The sequence below is a fragment of the Planomonospora sp. ID82291 genome, from assembly GCF_015711645.1.
In the GTDB taxonomy this organism is placed as follows: domain Bacteria; phylum Actinomycetota; class Actinomycetes; order Streptosporangiales; family Streptosporangiaceae; genus Planomonospora.
Genome location: NZ_JABTEX010000001.1, coordinates 1,916,901 through 1,932,207, shown reverse-complemented (window position 1 = coordinate 1,932,207; position 15,307 = coordinate 1,916,901). Strand labels below are relative to the sequence as shown.

General features: G+C 71.3%; 15 protein-coding genes, 1 riboswitch and 1 other annotated feature. Of the genes, 7 read left to right on the top strand and 8 right to left on the bottom strand.

Features of this window, described 5'->3' with window-relative positions; all coding sequences use genetic code 11:
• Window positions 1–38 precede the first annotated feature (38 nt).
• Window positions 39–365: an SCO4225 family membrane protein gene (locus HS045_RS36405; protein WP_374191364.1), complete on the top strand. Its 327-nt coding sequence runs from the start codon at window positions 39–41 to the stop codon at window positions 363–365.
• Between the two features lie 270 nt (window positions 366–635).
• Here the strand turns inward: HS045_RS36405 and HS045_RS08610 are convergent, their stop codons facing one another.
• From HS045_RS08610 to HS045_RS08590, 5 genes are all read right to left on the bottom strand, one after another.
• Window positions 636–2,039: an IS1380 family transposase gene (locus HS045_RS08610; protein WP_196450580.1), complete on the bottom strand. Its 1,404-nt coding sequence runs from the start codon at window positions 2,037–2,039 to the stop codon at window positions 636–638.
• 152 nt (window positions 2,040–2,191) lie between these two features.
• Window positions 2,192–2,644 carry a cytochrome P450 gene (locus HS045_RS08605; RefSeq protein ID WP_196450579.1) on the bottom strand — a complete coding sequence of 151 codons (453 nt, stop codon included), beginning with the start codon at window positions 2,642–2,644 and terminating at the stop codon, window positions 2,192–2,194.
• A gap of 727 nt (window positions 2,645–3,371) precedes the next feature.
• Window positions 3,372–4,606, bottom strand: a protein-coding gene (locus tag HS045_RS08600) for an IS3 family transposase (RefSeq protein ID WP_230883484.1) whose coding sequence is annotated in 2 segments (ribosomal slippage) — window positions 3,372–4,327 and window positions 4,327–4,606 — 1,236 coding nt in all. Because the reading frame shifts where the segments join, the coding sequence is not laid out codon by codon here.
• Window positions 4,200–4,328 (bottom strand) — a sequence feature (AL1L pseudoknot). It overlaps the preceding gene by 129 nt.
• Window positions 4,607–4,815: 209 nt before the next feature.
• A complete protein-coding gene (locus tag HS045_RS08595; RefSeq protein ID WP_196450578.1) occupies window positions 4,816–5,910 on the bottom strand; it encodes a hemolysin family protein in 1,095 nt (364 codons plus the stop codon).
• Complete coding sequence (locus tag HS045_RS08590) at window positions 5,907–7,457, bottom strand: hemolysin family protein (RefSeq protein WP_307827428.1); 1,551 nt, start codon at window positions 7,455–7,457, stop codon at window positions 5,907–5,909. The genes HS045_RS08595 and HS045_RS08590 overlap by 4 nt, the downstream gene beginning before the upstream one ends.
• Before the next feature lie 329 nt (window positions 7,458–7,786).
• On the opposite strand from HS045_RS08590, the gene HS045_RS08585 reads away from it, so the two are divergent.
• The gene (locus tag HS045_RS08585) at window positions 7,787–9,052 is read left to right on the top strand and encodes an LCP family protein (protein WP_307827427.1); all 1,266 of its coding nucleotides are present in this window, start codon (window positions 7,787–7,789) and stop codon (window positions 9,050–9,052) included.
• 23 nt (window positions 9,053–9,075) lie between these two features.
• On the opposite strand, the gene HS045_RS08580 is transcribed toward HS045_RS08585, so the two are convergent.
• Window positions 9,076–9,711, bottom strand: a complete 636-nt coding sequence (locus tag HS045_RS08580; protein WP_196450577.1) for a GPP34 family phosphoprotein — start codon at window positions 9,709–9,711, stop codon at window positions 9,076–9,078.
• A gap of 160 nt (window positions 9,712–9,871) precedes the next feature.
• Between HS045_RS08580 and HS045_RS08575 the strand changes: the two genes are divergently transcribed.
• From HS045_RS08575 to HS045_RS08560, 4 genes are all read left to right on the top strand, one after another.
• Window positions 9,872–10,420 (top strand): DM13 domain-containing protein, encoded by a 549-nt coding sequence (locus tag HS045_RS08575; RefSeq protein ID WP_196450576.1) that lies wholly within the window; start codon window positions 9,872–9,874, stop codon window positions 10,418–10,420.
• 184 nt (window positions 10,421–10,604) lie between these two features.
• On the top strand, window positions 10,605–11,210 hold the full coding sequence (locus HS045_RS08570) for a TenA family protein (RefSeq protein WP_196450575.1): 606 nt from the start codon (window positions 10,605–10,607) through the stop codon (window positions 11,208–11,210).
• Window positions 11,211–11,262: 52 nt separating this feature from the next.
• On the top strand, window positions 11,263–11,595 hold the full coding sequence (locus tag HS045_RS08565) for a rhodanese-like domain-containing protein (RefSeq protein ID WP_196450574.1): 333 nt from the start codon (window positions 11,263–11,265) through the stop codon (window positions 11,593–11,595).
• 119 nt (window positions 11,596–11,714) lie between these two features.
• A riboswitch (TPP riboswitch) is annotated at window positions 11,715–11,854 on the top strand.
• Window positions 11,845–13,227 (top strand): cytosine permease, encoded by a 1,383-nt coding sequence (locus tag HS045_RS08560; protein ID WP_196450573.1) that lies wholly within the window; start codon window positions 11,845–11,847, stop codon window positions 13,225–13,227. It overlaps the preceding riboswitch by 10 nt.
• A 34-nt stretch (window positions 13,228–13,261) precedes the next feature.
• Here HS045_RS08560 and HS045_RS08555 read toward each other — a convergent pair whose 3' ends face one another.
• The gene (locus tag HS045_RS08555; protein WP_196450572.1) at window positions 13,262–13,852 is read right to left on the bottom strand and encodes a methylated-DNA--[protein]-cysteine S-methyltransferase; all 591 of its coding nucleotides are present in this window, start codon (window positions 13,850–13,852) and stop codon (window positions 13,262–13,264) included.
• 282 nt (window positions 13,853–14,134) lie between these two features.
• Between HS045_RS08555 and HS045_RS08550 the strand changes: the two genes are divergently transcribed.
• Window positions 14,135–14,584 carry an ATP-binding protein gene (locus HS045_RS08550; protein ID WP_196450571.1) on the top strand — a complete coding sequence of 150 codons (450 nt, stop codon included), beginning with the start codon at window positions 14,135–14,137 and terminating at the stop codon, window positions 14,582–14,584.
• Here the strand turns inward: HS045_RS08550 and HS045_RS08545 are convergent, their stop codons facing one another.
• On the bottom strand, window positions 14,585–15,289 hold the full coding sequence (locus HS045_RS08545; RefSeq protein WP_307827426.1) for a membrane protein insertase YidC: 705 nt from the start codon (window positions 15,287–15,289) through the stop codon (window positions 14,585–14,587). It abuts the gene before it with no gap.
• Between the last annotated feature and the right edge of the window lie 18 nt (window positions 15,290–15,307).

The window sequence follows — 15,307 nt, the reverse complement described above, 5'->3', positions numbered from 1 at the left end:
GATCTTTGTTCCGGCAACGCCGCCCTCGCGGAGGAAACATGCTCCATCGCCTGCACAGTCGAATCCACCGGCTCACTGCTACCCAGAAGGCCGCCGCAATCTACGCGACTCTAGTGGTTATCGTGGGGATAGTTACGCTTATAACCCTGATCGCAGGAAAAGACAGTGTCGCCATATGGCCGCTCTGGCTGATTACCCTCCCGATGAGCATCATCCCGATGATAGTGTTCCAGAACGTCTCACTCGAGAGCATGCCCGAACAGCTCCTGTGGGCAACCCCATATATTATCTGGATTCCATTCCTATTGATAGGACTCTTCCAGGCGTGGCTCCTTCAGCGCCTCTTTCGAAGGAAAGATAATTAGCAGGAGAGCATTTGGGGCTACTTTTGAAGCCTCAAGGCGGAGTTCGCAACGATTCAGAACAGAGCCAAAGTCGCCCTCGATCTCGATGACTCACGGGGTGGACGTCCCTCCTGATCGTTTCGGCTGGTGGAGGTTTCCGCCTGATCGTCCCGTTCGCTGCGGGCGGGTGGCACAGCGGCCTGCCCGATACGCTCGGGCGGACGGCGGTTCCACGGCCGCGATGGGACCGGGGTTACTCCTCTCGGGATCGATGGGATGCGTTCATGCTGGTCAAGTGGGCGCCGGCAAGGTGCTCAGGCGCTGCCAGCAGGTCAGGAAGGCGTTCTTCCAGGGCCAGGTGGCGCTGATCTTCAGGGTTCGTCGGCGGGCGTGCGAGATGAGGCGGGCGGGCAGGTGCCACAGGCAGTAGCGCAGGGTCTGCGGCTCTGCTCGGGCAAGCCCCGCATCGTCGTGCAGTCCCAGGAGCCGGGTCCAGGCATCGAGATCGGCGGCCAGGTTGGCCGCGAGTACCCATCCGACGTTGACGTTCCATGTCTTGGACGGCAGGTTGCGCAGCCCCATCGCCTTGTTGGTGCGCACCCGGTCCTCGACCTCGGCGTGATCACGGTGGGCGGCGTCGATGAAAGCGAGCTGGTGGCTGCCGGCGATGCCGCGCAGACCGCGCGGGCCGAGGTTGGTGGCGATGATCGCGTATTTCCAGCCGGTCTTCTTCTCCAGGTCGGTCAGCCGGCCTGCGTCCCGGGCCGAGGGGCGCACCCGGCGGACCAGCAGCCGAACGCCCCACAGTGCGGCGCGTTCGTCCAGATGCGTCAGTTCGGCGACCTGGGCGTGCGCGTGGACCTCGCCGTCCTGGCGGACGGCGGCCTGCCAGGCGGTGGCGGGCAGCTTGGCGATGGCCGCCTCGTCCGTCCCGGTGATCTTCCAGCCGACGGTGAAGCGGACGGTGCGCCGGGTGGTGGTCAGCCCTTGCATGTGGTCGACCAGGTTGTGGGTGGCGCCCGCGGCGTCGAGGCGGATCCAGATCTTCGCGCGGAAGGTCTCGGGGATCTGAGCGATGGCCTCGGTCAGGACGCGCACGTGGTCGGTGGCGGTGTTGGAGCCGGCCGACCCTTCCCGCAGCAGCATCGCCAGGCACTCGCAGGTGTTGGCGCACCAGGCGGCCAGCGGGTGGAAGCCCCAGCCCTTCTTGAACGTGGCCGAGGCGCCTTCCTTATCGCTGTGGGCGGTGATCAGCGTGGCGTCCAGGTCGATCACGGTCCACCCGGTCAGCGTCTTGCCGGCCACGCGCGGCCAGGGAAAGCCCGTCTCGGTGGCGGCGATCAGGTCCCATACGTGCCGTCGCACCCGCGCTCTGGCCCGGGCGATCCTGCGCTGCAGCCGCTCGTCGCGTCCGATCGGTTCCAGCGCCCGCCGGATGGTGGAGTCCGAGGGCGGAGCGCCGAACAGGTGCTCGTGATGGGACAGCAGGGCGATCTGCCGCATGCTCCTGGCGCCTAGCGCGATCGCCACCGCGAGCTGGATGAGCAGTACGCCCCGGTCCCACACCGGCGAGGTGCCCAGTCGGGCGAACGCTCCGCCGAGCGCGCCGGTCAGTCCCGTCTGATCAGCGCTTTTGCGCAGGAGTACGGCTCCGGCGTGTCCGATGAGCCCTTTGCCGTCCCCCTGGACAGACAAGCGGCAGTCCCATGCCGTAGCGTTCACCCGAAAGGTGCGTCCGTTCTGTGCGATGTCGTGATCTCAGCAATCCGATCATCGCAGGTCGGAGGCACCTTTCTCTATTGTCGATCTTCAAGAAGAAATTCCGGCTGAATAGCCGAGGCCAGCGGTCAGCTCCAGGCCACCGGCAGGTGGGTGGGGCCGGCGATGGCGTGGCCGATCTTGCGGGGGATGTCGGCGGCGTCCGCCGCCAGGCGCAGCGCAGGCAGCTCGCGCAGCAGCAGAGCGATCGCGGTGACGACCTCGGTGTGGCGGAGGTGGCGGCCGATGCAGTGGTGGATGCCGTAGCCGAACGACAGGTGCCGCTCGGTGGCGGTGTCGGTCGCGGTGCGGGTGAAGCGGGCGAAGTCCATCGTGTGGGGGTCGGTGAACGCCCGCGGGTCGTAGTTGGCGGCGTCGGTGGAGGCGATGACCACCCCGCCCGGGTTCAGGTGCGTGCCGCTGGGCAACGTGAGGTCCCCGCTTACATGGCTCGGTATGGCATCGGCGGCAGGTGCGAGTGGAAACCGATCTTCAGCAGCCTGGGATCCAGCTAATGGATCATGGTTGTTGATGCTGTCCACAGGGTTTCGTCGGTGCCCCACTCTGGGCCGCCGATGAAATCGGTGGTCCGACAGTGACGGAACTCGGCCCCGGCTCGCAAGAGCCGGGGCCGAGTGCTTTCTGCGGATCCCGCGCGGTGTTCGGGCACGGAGAGATGTCTACCCTGCCCGGCTTGCGAGCCGCTTTCGCCCCACTTGCACCACTTTTTACCGGTTGCTGCGCCGTAGGAACCGACCACTCCGCCTGCGATGCCGATCCGCGGTCGTCTACGGCGCCCAGACGGTCAGGGGTTCGGTGGGGCGGCGGCGCACGCGGCGGCGGAAGCACCATGCAGCAAGGAGTGGAACACATCCTGGCGTTCCACCGTTGATTTATACCTGGTCGGCCTGGCCGACAGTCCGGGCGAGTGCCGGGGCCCGCAGAACACCTTCTCATGCAGGTGGTGAGAACGACATGAGCGCATGGACCGGGCCTGCCGATTTCCAACTCGAGGGCCCCATGCTGGCGGTGCTGCATGGTGAGCTGGAACCGCATCCCTGGCGGACCCCATCGGAAGCCGCTGATGCGTACGGGCTCTTCTACGATAGGTCGCAGGCGTTGGGATGGCTCACATCAGGTGATGACTGCGCCCCACAGGGCAGCTGGTGGATGAACGACGCGGGCCAGCCCGAGGACCCGAGCGCCTGGCTGCCGCAGATCGCGTGGTTTCAGGTTCAGTGTCAAGCCCCGGGTTTCGTGGAGAGTGGGTTAGCTGGTTTTCAGGGGTGCTTGTGGTGCAGTGGTTGTCGCGTGGAGAGCTTCGAACTCGGCGGGTGGAACGTGGCCGAGCTCGCCGTGGAGGCGGCGCTGGTTGAACCAGTCGATGTACTCGGCGACGGCGATCTCGACGTCGTTGATGCCGGTCCATGGGCCCTTGTTGCGGATCAGTTCGGCCTTGAACAGGCTGTTGAACGCCTCGGCCAGGGCGTTGTCGTAGGAGTCGCCCCGGGAGCCGACGGAGGCGACCGCGTCGGCCTCGGCGAGGCGGTCGGTGTAGCGGACGGCTCGGTATTGCACCCCGCGGTCGGAGTGGTGGACCAGACCGGACAGGTCGCCGCCGGTGTGCCGGCGCTTCCATAGGGCCATCTCCAGGGCGTCCAGGGCCAGATCGGTGTAGAGGGAGGTGGCGACCTGCCAGCCGACGACCGTGCGGGAGAAGACGTCGATGACGAAGGCGGCGTAGACCCAGCCGGAGAAGGTGCGGATGTAGGTGATGTCGGCCACCCACAGCTGGTTCGGCGCGGTCGCGGTGAACCGCCGCTCGACCAGGTCGGCGGGCCGGTCGGTTTCGGGGGCGGGGCGGGTGGTGCGCGGGCCTTTGGCCCGGATCACCCCGCGCAGGCCGGCGGCGCGCATGAGGCGTTCCACGGTGCAGCGGGCCACCGCGCGGCCGCTTCTCAGGAGCGCCGCGTGGATCTTCCTGGCCCCGTAGACGCCGTAGTTGCCCGCGTGGATCATGGTGATCTCCTCGGTCAGCTCCTCATCGCGCAGGGCGCGGGCCGAGGGCGGGCGCGAGGCGGCGGCGTAGTAGGTGCTCGGCGCGATCTCGGCGTCGGTGTCCTTCAACGCCTCGCAGATCGGCTGGACGCCGAACCTCTCCTTGTGCTGCTCGATGTAGGCGACCTTCATCGCAGTGGACGGTCCAGCTCCGCCGCGAAGAAAGCCGACGCGGACTTCAAGATCGCGTTTGCCCGCCTCAGCTCCTTCACCTCGCGCTCCAGTTCGGCGATCCGGGCCGCGTCCTGGCTGGTGGTCCCGGGCCGTAGGCCCTCGTCGGTCTCGGCCCGCTTGACCCAGGTCCGCAGGGCCTCGGGGTGGACGTCGAGCTGATCGGCGATGCGCCGGATCGCGCCGTCGCGTGCCGCGGGGTTCTTGCGGGCCTCGACGGCCAGTCGGGTCGCGCGTTCGCGCAACTCGTCGGGGTACTTACGGGGAGCAGCCATGATCGGCATCCTTCCGGGTGTTCAATGTCTCCATCAAACCCGGGGCGGTTCAGGCCGCCTTCCTCTCCGAAGCCGCAGCCCGCCAGGGTGTGCACACGCCCCTGCTGTTCACCGCCATCAAGGCCTGATACCCGCAGGGTGCAGCTCGCGCTGAGGGAGCAGCTGAGCCGGGGGTTCGCGGTTTACCCGGCCCGTCTGTAACTCCCGGTTCAGTGGGCGACCGGCACCCGGACGTCCAGCAGCTCGCCGAGCAGGTCGGTGAGGCTCACCATGCCGACCACCTCGTCCGCGTCCCTGACGAGGCCCACGTGCGCGCGGGCCTCCTGAAGGGTGGCGACGGCCTCCGAGACGGTCGTGGTCCTCTCCAGGCGGGGGACGGGGCGGGCCAGCTCCGCGGGGCTCGCCTCCGGCCGGATCAGGACGTCCCGGACGTGCAGGACGCCCAGGATGTCACCGCCGACGCCGCCGACGCCGCCGACGCCGCCGATGCCGCCGACGCCGATGCCGCCGACGTCACCGGGAGCGTCGGAACCCACCAGCAGGCGCAGGTGGCCGCTGTCGGCGGCGGCCCGCCGTACCTGGGCGGCGGTGGCGTCGGCGGGGACCCGGACGGCTTCGGCGAGGGGCAGCATCAACCGCTCGATCGGCTGCTGGTGGACCCGCAGGGCCCGGGTCAGCAGGTCGTGCTCGTCGCGGTCCAGCAGTCCCATCCGGCCCGACTCGCCGACCAGCATGGCCAGCTGGACCGGGGTCCTGGTGGTGGCCAGCTCGTCCCTGGCGTGCACGCCGAACAGCCGCAGCGCGGCGTTGGTGAGGCCGTTGAGGGAGGCCAGCACCGGCCGGACCACCCGGGTGAAGCCGCGGAACGGCAGGGCCAGGCCCATCGCCGCGACCTCCGGATGGGTCAGCGCCCAGGACTTGGGCGCCATCTCGCCGACCACCATGTGCAGGAAGGTCACCAGGGCCAGCGCGATCACCAGTGCGATGGGGACCCGGAACGACTCGGGGACCCCGATCGCGCCGAAGACCGGCTCCAGGAGATGTTCGATGGCCGGCTCGGTCACCATGCCCAGGCCGAGCGAGCACAGGGTGATGCCGAGCTGCGCCCCGGCGAGCATCAGGGAGAGCTCCCTGCCGCCGCGTACGGCGGCGCGGGCGGCGATCCGGGTCAACCGGCCGCCCTTGCCCGCGAGATCCTCCAGACGGTGCCTGCGGGCCGAGATGACCGCGAACTCGGCGGCGACGAAGAAGGCGTTCCCGATCAGCAGGGCGACGCCGAGCAGCAGCGCTCCGGTGGTGCTCATCGGCCGCTCACCCGCCCGCTCCGGACCATGGATCGCTCGCCGGACCCCTGGCCGGACCTTCGACCTGGCTTCTCGCCGGAGTCGGGGTCCGCGTCGGGGTCCGCGTCGGAGCCCTCGTGGGAGCCCTCAGCGGGGGCCGCCCGCCCGGGTGATCCCGGCTCCGCCGCCGCGTGCCCGGCCGCCTCCGCCCCGGACGGGGCGGGTGCGGCGTGGCCGGCGGGTGCGAGCCGTACCCACTCGGGGACCCTGCGGTGCACCGACAGGACGGTCAGGACCGCCTCGGCCTCGTCCGGTCCGTCGGCCTCCAGCGGGTCGCCCTCCACGGTCAGGGTGACGGGCACCGCGTCACCGGGCTCCGCCATCCGGCCGAGCACGGACAGGACCAGCCCGGCGACGGTGTCGTAGCCGTCGCTCTCGGGCAGGGACAGGCCGGTCGCCCGCTCGACCTCGTCGAGGCGGAGCGTGCCGGGCACGTCCCAGGTGCCGTCGTCGCCCGCCACGACACCGGCCGGTTCGGGGTCGTTCTCGTCCACCAGCTCGCCGACGAGCTCCTCGGCGAGGTCCTCGATGGTGACCACGCCGGCCAGCCCGCCGAACTCGTCGATGACGCAGGCGAGGTCGTCGCGGGCGGCGCGCATGCGCTCCAGCACGACCGGGAGCGGCAGGGAGTCGGGGACCAGCAGCGCCGGGCGGGTGATCAGCTCCAGCGGGCCGTCGGTCAGGCCCGAGCGGAGCAGCTCGCGCACGCCGGTGACGCCGACGACGTCCTCGCCACTGCGCCGGCAGAGCACCGGGTAGCGGGAGTGGCCGTGTTCGCGGACCGCGTCGAGCAGGTCGGAGATCGGGCGGTCGTCGCGGAGCAGCACCAGGCGGGGGCGCGGGACCATGACGTCCTCGGCCGTGCGGTCGCCGAACTCCAGCGCGCGCTCCAGCAGCTCGGACAGGCGCGGCGGCAGGTCGCCGGTCGCGCCCGACTCGGCGATGATCCGGGACAGCTCCTCGGGGCTCGCGCCGTGCTCGATCTCCTCGACCGGCTCCACCCCGACCCTGCGGAGCAGGCCGGTGGCGGCGGAGTCGAACAGCCGGATGACCGGCCCGGCGACCTTGAGGTAGACCAGGGTCGAGCGGGCCAGGAACTTGGCCACCGGCTCGGGGCGGGCGATGCCGAGGTTCTTGGGGGCGAGCTCGCCGAGGACCATCTGGACGACCGTCGCCACCGCGACGGCCAGCGCGATCGCCACGCCGGGCACCGCGCCCGCGGGCAGCCCGGCGGCCTCCAGGCCGGGGCGGATCACGGTGGCGATGGCGGGTTCGGCGATGAAGCCGACCAGCAGGGCCGTGACGGTGATGCCGAGCTGGGCGCCGGAGAGCATGAAGGACAGCCGGCCCGTCACCTCCAGCGCGCGCCGGGCGGCGGCGTCACCGGCGTCGGCCTGTTCGCGCAGCACGCCGCGGTCGGCGGCGACGAAGGCGAACTCCTGGGCGACGAAGTAACCGGTGGCGGCGGTGAGGAGCAGTACGGCCAGCAGGCCGAGAGCCGTGGTCACCGGGCGGCTCTCCCGATCAGGTCAGCGGGGCCCGTGCACGCGCACGGGCAGGTACTCCACGAGTCCGGAGTGGACACGATCATCCTTTCGAGCGGTTGTCGTCCTCTACGGTAACGATCGGGACGGTGATCGATGTTTCCGGATAGGGCGACGATCAGGTTCTCGACCGTCCAGTACCCTTCTGAGTACTTTTCCACAGGGAAACCTTGACGACGTCTCTACGCGGACGAGAGCCGCGACGTAGCGTCGATGGTGACGATCCCCTCGTTCCCGCCGCCGGCTGGAAACGCAGGGCTGGAAGCGGCTTCGAGAAGTGGCGGAGATTCGACGTGGGTGACCGGCAGGACGACGACGACCGCACCCGTGCGCTGCGGTCGCCCGTGCCCACACCCGTGGCGCGGGACGAGACCACCCCCCGGGCGGTCTCCCGGGTGTACGGCAAGGCGCGGCCGGGCAGCGCCCCCGTCCGGCCCCTCCCCGGCTCGCCCGGGTCCTTCGCCGGACCCGCGGGGAGTCCGCCCGGCCCTCCGCCCGGCGCTCCCTCCTCCGGCTCCTCCGGCTCCTCCGGCTCCTCCGGCGGGAAAGGCGGCTTCCGCATGCCGAACGCGGGCCCGCGGCCGAAGGGCGCCGGGGGGCCGAGGCGGCCGGGCCGGTGGTTCCTGCGGATCCTGGCGGGCCTGGTCGTCCTGCTGCTGGTGCTCGCCGTCGGCGGATACCTCACGATCGACTCGCGGCTGAAGCGGATCGAGGCGCTCGGCGACTACGAGGGGCGTCCCGCCGACACCCCCGGCACGAACTGGCTGCTGGTCGGCTCCGACAGCCGGGAGGGCCTGACCAAGGCCCAGCGCCGCAAGCTCGCCACCGGCAGCTCCGTGGGCCGCCGCACCGACACGATGATGCTGCTGCACATCCCGGACGGCGACGGCCGCCCGACCCTGGTCAGCCTGCCGCGCGACTCCTACGTCCCGATCGAGGGCCACGGCAGCGACAAGCTCAACGCGGCCTACGCCTACTCCGACGGCGGGCCGAAACTGCTGGCCAAGACGGTCGAGCAGGTCAGCGGGCTGCGGATCGACAACTACATGGAGATCGGCTTCGGCGGCTTCGTGGGCATCGTGGACGCCATCGGCGGCGTCGAGATCGACGTCAAGCAGAACATCAAGGACCCCAAGGCCGGGATCGACCTGAAGAAGGGCGTGCAGACGCTCGACGGCGGCACCGCCCTCGGCTACGTCCGCACCCGCGCCACCGGGGCCATCCCCGACTTCGACCGGACCCAGCGCCAGCGCCAGTTCTTCTCCGCCGTGGTGAAGAAGGCCGCCGGCCCGGGCGTCCTGCTCAACCCCTTCACGTCCATCCCGTTGGCGCTCAGCGCCACCGACTCGGTGGCCGTCGGGACCGAGACCGGCTCGTTCGACCTGCTCTCCCTCGCCCTGGCGATGGGCGACAACCCCGTCACCACGGTCGTGCCGATCGGCTCGCTGCCCACCATCGGCGGCCAGTCGGTCGTCAAGTGGGACCGCGAGAAGGCCCTGCGCATGTTCAAGGCCCTGGCCGAGGACAAGCCGGTCCCCAAGGACGTGCTCGGCAAGTAGCGGGACCGTCCCCGGCCCGGGCTTCAGGACGCCGCGGCGGCGGCCGCGGCCCCGGCCGCGATGGCGGAGTTGACGGAGTCGATGGTCTTGGCCACGGCCCGGCCCACCCACTCGCTCTCGGTGATCTCCTTGACGCGCTCCTTGCGCACGCCGGGGAACGCCTTGCGATCGATCTTGGCCGCGTGCAGGATGGCGATCAGCACGGCCACCCGCTCGTCCGGGTCCGCTCCGTCCAGCACGCTCTGCACCCGCTCGCGGATGTCCCGCTCCACGCGCGGATCGCGCTCCGGATAGCGGGCGACGGGGAAGATCCCCAGGATCCTGCGGTGCTCCTCGTTCAGGACTCCGCGCTCGGCCAGCCCGACGAGCAGGCGCTTGCGGAGCTTGGCCGAGGAGAGCCGGTAGACCCACCAGTCGGGCTTGCGCTCCTTGGCCTCCCCGGCGATCCGGGTGAGCACCGCGTCCAGTTCCCCGTCCCCCAGCGGGGTCGTGTCCTTGACCGCGACCTTCTTCCCGTCGAGGTCGATGCGGCCGTTCACGGCGAGCTCCGCCAGCAGCGCGCCGCCGAGCGCGGAGTCCAGCTGCGTCGCCCCGACCAGTGGCTTGCCCTCGGTCTCCTCGTGGGCGAGGAGGAGGACTTCTTCGGCGATGGTGGTCATGCCCCGACCTTAGTGCGGCACGCCCGCAGGCCCGTGTCCCCGTATCGTCGTCCTGCCGCACCGCCGGGCGCCGGGCCGTAAGAACCACGTAACCGCCGGGACGGGAACGCGGGCGTACCTTCGGGGCGAAGCCGACAGCACGCCGGGAGGGCCCGTGAGGATGAAGAGACCGTTCCGCCGCCCCGTCGTCCGGGCGGTCCTGGCGCTCGGCGCCGCCGGGCTCGCCGTCGCCCTGTACCTGTTCCAGCCGTGGCGGCTGTTCACCACCGTGGAGGTGAACGAGGCGCCGCCGGTGGCGGTCACCGCACCCGCCTCGTCCGCGTCGTCCGCGCCGGGTGCGTCCGCGAGGCCCGCCACCTGGCCGAAGACCCTGGCGACCGGCAGGTTCGTCTCCCACGAGCACGATACGGCGGGCACCGCCGAGGTCCTGGAGCTGGCCGACGGCGGCCGGGTGCTGAGGATCGAGGACCTGGACACCTCCGACGGGCCGGACCTGCGGGTCTGGCTGAGCGACCAGCCGGTCAAGGAGGGCCGGGACGGGTGGTTCAACCTCGACGACGGAGAACACCTGGAGCTGGGCGAGCTCAAGGGCAACAAGGGCGACGCGAACTACGCCATCCCCGCCGGGGCCGACCTGGACGACCTGCGGACCGTGACCATCTGGTGCAGGCGGTTCAGCGTCTCCTTCGGCGCCGCCGCGCTGACCTGACCCGGCCCGATCCGGCCCGGTCCGGCCGCTGCCCCGGTCCGGGCCGTGTCGTCCGGGCCGCCCCGCCGCCGGTCCGGTCCGGGCCGTGCCATCCGTGCCGTCGCCGGGCCGTCCAGCCGTATCGTCCGGCTGCGCCGTACCCCGGTCCGCCGGACGGGCCGGGGTCTGCGACAATCCCCGGCCTATGAGCATCTCTGCGGAACTGCACGCCGTCGGCCGCCCCCTGCTCGACGCGCAGCTCGCCCACCCGACGGTGGCCGGGATCGCCCGGGGCGACCTGGCCGAACCGGTGTTCCGGTCATGGCTGGAGCAGGACTACCTCTTCCTGCTGGACTACGTCCGGGTGTTCTCCCGGCTGGCCTGGCAGGCGCCCGACGGGCACCTCGGCGACCTGGTGGACCTGGCCCACGCGACCTTCCACGAGGAGCTGGACCTGCACCGCTCCCTGTCCGCGGAGTTCGGGGCCGATCTGGAGGGGGCGCGCAAGGGGCCGGCGTGCGCGGCCTACACCGCGTTCCTGCTCGACTCGGCCGCGACCTACGCCGAAGGGCTGGCGGCGCTCTACCCCTGCATGTGGGGTTACTCGACGCTGGGCCGCATCCTGGCCGAGAACCCGCCCGCCGAGCCGCGCTACCGCGCCTGGGTCGACACCTACGCCCACCCCGGCTTCGCGGAGCTGACCGGGCGCATCGCCGTGATGATCGACGAGGCGGCTCCCGACCCGCGGCGGGCCCGGGAGCTGTTCGCCGAGGGGATGGCCCACGAGCTCGCCTTCTGGGACGTGCCCTGACCTGTGGGGGATTCCCTCCGGGGCGGGCGGGGCGGTCCGCCGAGCGGGCATCATGGGGGCCATGAGTGTTCCCGAGGTCGACGCGCAGGCCGTACCCGATGAGGCGTTCCTGCTGGACGTGCGTGAGGACGACGAGTGGCGGGCGGGGCACGCGCCCGCGGCCGTGCACATCCCGCTGGGGGAGCTGCAGGCGCGGGTGGAGGAGGTCCCCGGCGACGTCCCCGTCTACGTGGTCTGCCGGGTGGGCGGGCGCTCCGCGCACGCCGCGGCCTGGCTCAACCACGTGGGCCGGGACGCGGTCAACGTCGGAGGCGGCATGCAGTCCTGGGCCTTCGCGGGCCGTCCGATGGTGAGCGAGACCGGCCAGGACCCGTTCGTGGCCTGAGCGAGACCGGCCAGGACCCGTCCGATGGTGTGCGAGACCGGCCAGGACCCGTTCGTGGTTCGAGGGGGGAGGGGCCGGTCTCTTGCGTCGAACGGTACGGATGGCATAATCCGGGGCGAAATAGTTACCGCGGGAGCTCGGGCGAAGCCGGGCTGAGAGGGCGGAACCCCATGGAGGCCCGGACAGGGCCTCCCGCGCGCCGCCGACCGCATGAACCTGTCCGGGTAATGCCGGCGTAGGGAGCATGTGATGACGTCCGACGTCGACGCCACCGAAGCCGCTTCCGGGGCCGCCGCCAGGCGCGCGGAGGCCCCCCTCACCCTCGACGAGGCCCCGCCCAAGGCCCTGGGCGTGCTCGACCAGGGCGCGCTCTGGGCCAACCTGGGCGTCAGCCTGCTCGGGTTCTCCGGCGCGATCGCGCTGATCGACCCGCTGGGCGACCGGCCGCTGAGCTTCCTGGCGGCCGTGACGGCCGCGGTCGTCGGCAGCCTCGTCGGCACCGCGATGGTGGCGCTGGCCGCCATCCCGGGCCAGCAGACCGGCGCCCCGGCGATGGTGCTGCTGCGGGGCCTGTTCGGAGCGCGGCTGTCGTACGTGCCGACCGTGCTCAACATCATCCAGATGCTCGGCTGGGGGGCCTTCGAGCTCTGGGTCATCGCCCAGGGCGCCCAGGCCATCGCCGGGTCCTTCGGGGTGGAGGTGCCCTACGCGGTCTGGGTGGTGCTCGGCGGGGCGATCACCACCGCGCTGACCATCCGGCCGCTGGGCGCGGTCCGGCTGCTGCGCCGCTTCGTCACCGCCGGCGTGATCGTCTCGATGGTCTGGTTCGCCTACGCGCTCTTCAGCCAGGATCCGGCGATCGGTGCGGGCACCTGGGAGGCGTTCGCGCCGTCCGTCGACTACGTGATCGCACTCTCGGTCTCGTGGGTGCCGGTCGCCGCGGACTTCGCCCGCTTCTCCCGCTCCGGCCGGGCCGCGTTCACCGGCGTGGTCGGCGGCTACACCGTCGCGCAGGTGGCCTGCCTGACCCTGGGCATCGCCGCTCTGGCGCTGGTGGGCAACGACGCCGGCAAGGTCTGGGAGCCGTTCGTGGCGGCCTCGCTCGGCTGGCTGTTCTTCGGCATCCTGGTGCTGCGCGAGACCGACCAGTCGTTCGTCAACGTCTACTCCACCGCGATGTCCCTGCAGAACCTGCTGCCCCGGCTGGACCGCCGGGTCATCTCGGTCGGCACCGGCGTGGTGGTCACGCTGCTCGCGATCTACGTCAAGGCCGAGACCTACACCGCCTTCCTGGGCCTGATCGGCGCGGTCTTCGTCCCGATGTTCGCCGTCCTGGCGGTGGACTACTTCCTGCTCGGCGGCAGGAGCCGCTGGGACACCTCGGAGACCGCGCCCTCGCGCTGGCTCATGGTCCTGCCGTGGGTGCTCGGCTTCGCGGCCTGGTGGATGCTCGCCGCACTGCCGACGGCGCCGGAGCTGGCCTGGTGGACGGCGTTCTGGACGGGCGCACGGGACGCGGTCGGGCTCGTCCCGCAGCCGTGGATGAGCGCCTCCCTCGCCGCCTTCCTCGTCTCGGGCCTGATCACTCTGGCCACCGGCGTCCTCGGCCGCCGACTGAAGGGCCGCGGCTGACGCGCCGTCGAGGCCGCACCGGCCCCCCGGAGGGCTACCGGGGGGCTACCGGGGGGCGGTTGCGCCCCTCGACGCGGAGCAGCCGCTCCTTGGCGGTCGTGCCGCCGGCGTAGCCGCCGAGCGCGTCCGCGCTCTCGACGACCCGGTGGCAGGGCACGATCACGCACACCGGGTTGGCGCCGAGCGCGTTGCCGACCGCGCGCAGCGCCCTCGGCCGGCCGATCCGCTCGGCGATCTCCCGGTACGTGGTCGTCGCCCCGTACGGCACGGCGAGCATCATCTGCAGCACGGTCCTGGCGAACGGCGTGGCGAGCCGGAGGTCGACCGTGGTGGTGAAGGCGCGCAGCCGCCCGGAGAAGTAGGCGTCCAGTTCCCGGCGGACGGGGTCGAGCCGCCGGGGGTCGGGCCCGATGAACGAGCTGACCTCCCGGGCGACGCGCTCGAAGACGACGTTCTCGTCCTCGTAGCTGCAGGCCGCCACCCCCCGGCCGGACACGGCCAGGATCAGCCGCCCCACCGGGCCGTCGTGGACGCCGAACGCGACGTCGGGATGCCGATCCCCGACGTACGTGGGCGAGGTCACCCGCAGCAGCGCGTCGAGATCACCGGATGACCCGGATGACATGTCCCCCCCTTCCCGTCCAGGCGCGTGGTGACGGCAGCGTATCGGACGGCTCACCGGGCCGGATCCGACGCGACGGGCCGGCTCCGGTGCGACGGGCTCCGGCACGACGGGCTCCGGTCACCGGCGGGGACACGCCGGGGCGGTAACGGGGCGGCAATGGAAGCGCCGATCTATTGTCGAGCGTGTACAAGCTGTAACCGGTCTGCGGTTTCTATGACTATCTAACGGGGCATTTCGGTCGTACTGGGGTGTGCTCCTCAGGGGGAACAGGGATAGGGGGAGGTGGGTCCGTCGAGCGTCGTCTTGTTGCCGTATGCACCGTCCAGCGTCGCCGTCGCACGTCAGTACCTCAGCTCTGACCTGCAGGAATGGGGCGTCTACGCGACCGTGATAGATGACGCCGTGCTGGTGGTGAGCGAGCTGCTGAGTAACGCGCTCCGGCATGCGCACCCCCTGCCGTCCGGGCAGATCAAAGTGGCATGGCAGTGCACTGACGGATATGTCGAGGTAGCTGTGAGTGACGGAGGTTCGGCCACCGAGCCCCGCGCGGGGAGGGCCGCCCTCTCCTCGCTGGGGGGCCGGGGGCTCGGCATCGTCGAATATCTGGCCGAGAACTGGGGGGTCAGACACGAGGGGGACGTCACCACCGTGTGGGCGGCCGTCGCGACCGCCCACACGATGGGCAACGGTCAGGTCGCCGTTCCCTCCCCCGCTCTCCGGGAGTGCATCTGATCAGGCGGGGGAGAGGGTGGAACGGTGCAGGACCGCCCGCTCCCCCGCCGTCCAGGCCGTCGTGACGAGCAGGTAGATCCCCGCCGCGAGCGGCAGCACGGCCGCGGCCAGCAGCGTTCCGAACGGGAGCAGCGGCATCAGCCTGCGCAGGACCTCCGGCTGGACCTCCTGGTCCCCCTCGGCCATCGTGCGCCGGATCCGCCGCGAAGTGATCGCCGCCACGGCCAGCAGCAGCAGGAAGAGCCCGGCGAACACCAGGGACGGCCCGCTGATCAGCCCGAACCCGGCCACCGTGCCCGCGAACTGCTGTCCCAGCGGCACACCGAACAGGCCGTGGGTGAGCAGCACGTTCGCCTGCCCGGCGATGGTCGACGAGACGAAGACCTGGTACATGACCGTGAAGAACGGGAGCTGGGCCAGGCCCGGCAGGCACCCCGCCACGGGCGAGGCGTTCTCCCCGGCGTAGAGGGCGGCCAGCTCCCGCCGGAGCCGCTCGGGGTCGCGGCCGTGCCGGTCCTTGAGCTTCCTGACCCGGGGGGCGAGCCGCCTGCGCACCCGCTCCCCCCGGGCCTGCATGACGCTGAGCGGGAGGAGCAGGAGCCGGACCGCGACGGTGAACAGGACGATCGCCGGCGCGGCGGAGCCCAGCGGACCGGCGAGCGCGGCGATGAGGTCGGCGGTGAGGCCGAGGACGGAATCGAACACGGGGAGCCCTTCTGAACG

What these genes read in the sequence shown, in the direction of transcription:
- HS045_RS08595 (WP_196450578.1), bottom strand. Translation starts at nt 5,910, where the DNA reads ATGAGCACCACCGGAGCGCTGCTGCTCGGCGTCGCCCTGCTGATCGGG.
- HS045_RS08560 (WP_196450573.1), top strand. Translation starts at nt 11,845, where the DNA reads ATGACGTCCGACGTCGACGCCACCGAAGCCGCTTCCGGGGCCGCCGCC.
- HS045_RS08580 (WP_196450577.1), bottom strand. Translation starts at nt 9,711, where the DNA reads ATGACCACCATCGCCGAAGAAGTCCTCCTCCTCGCCCACGAGGAGACC.
- HS045_RS08570 (WP_196450575.1), top strand. Translation starts at nt 10,605, where the DNA reads ATGAGCATCTCTGCGGAACTGCACGCCGTCGGCCGCCCCCTGCTCGAC.
- HS045_RS08575 (WP_196450576.1), top strand. Translation starts at nt 9,872, where the DNA reads ATGAAGAGACCGTTCCGCCGCCCCGTCGTCCGGGCGGTCCTGGCGCTC.
- HS045_RS08565 (WP_196450574.1), top strand. Translation starts at nt 11,263, where the DNA reads ATGGGGGCCATGAGTGTTCCCGAGGTCGACGCGCAGGCCGTACCCGAT.
- HS045_RS08555 (WP_196450572.1), bottom strand. Translation starts at nt 13,852, where the DNA reads ATGTCATCCGGGTCATCCGGTGATCTCGACGCGCTGCTGCGGGTGACC.
- HS045_RS36405 (WP_374191364.1), top strand. Translation starts at nt 39, where the DNA reads ATGCTCCATCGCCTGCACAGTCGAATCCACCGGCTCACTGCTACCCAG.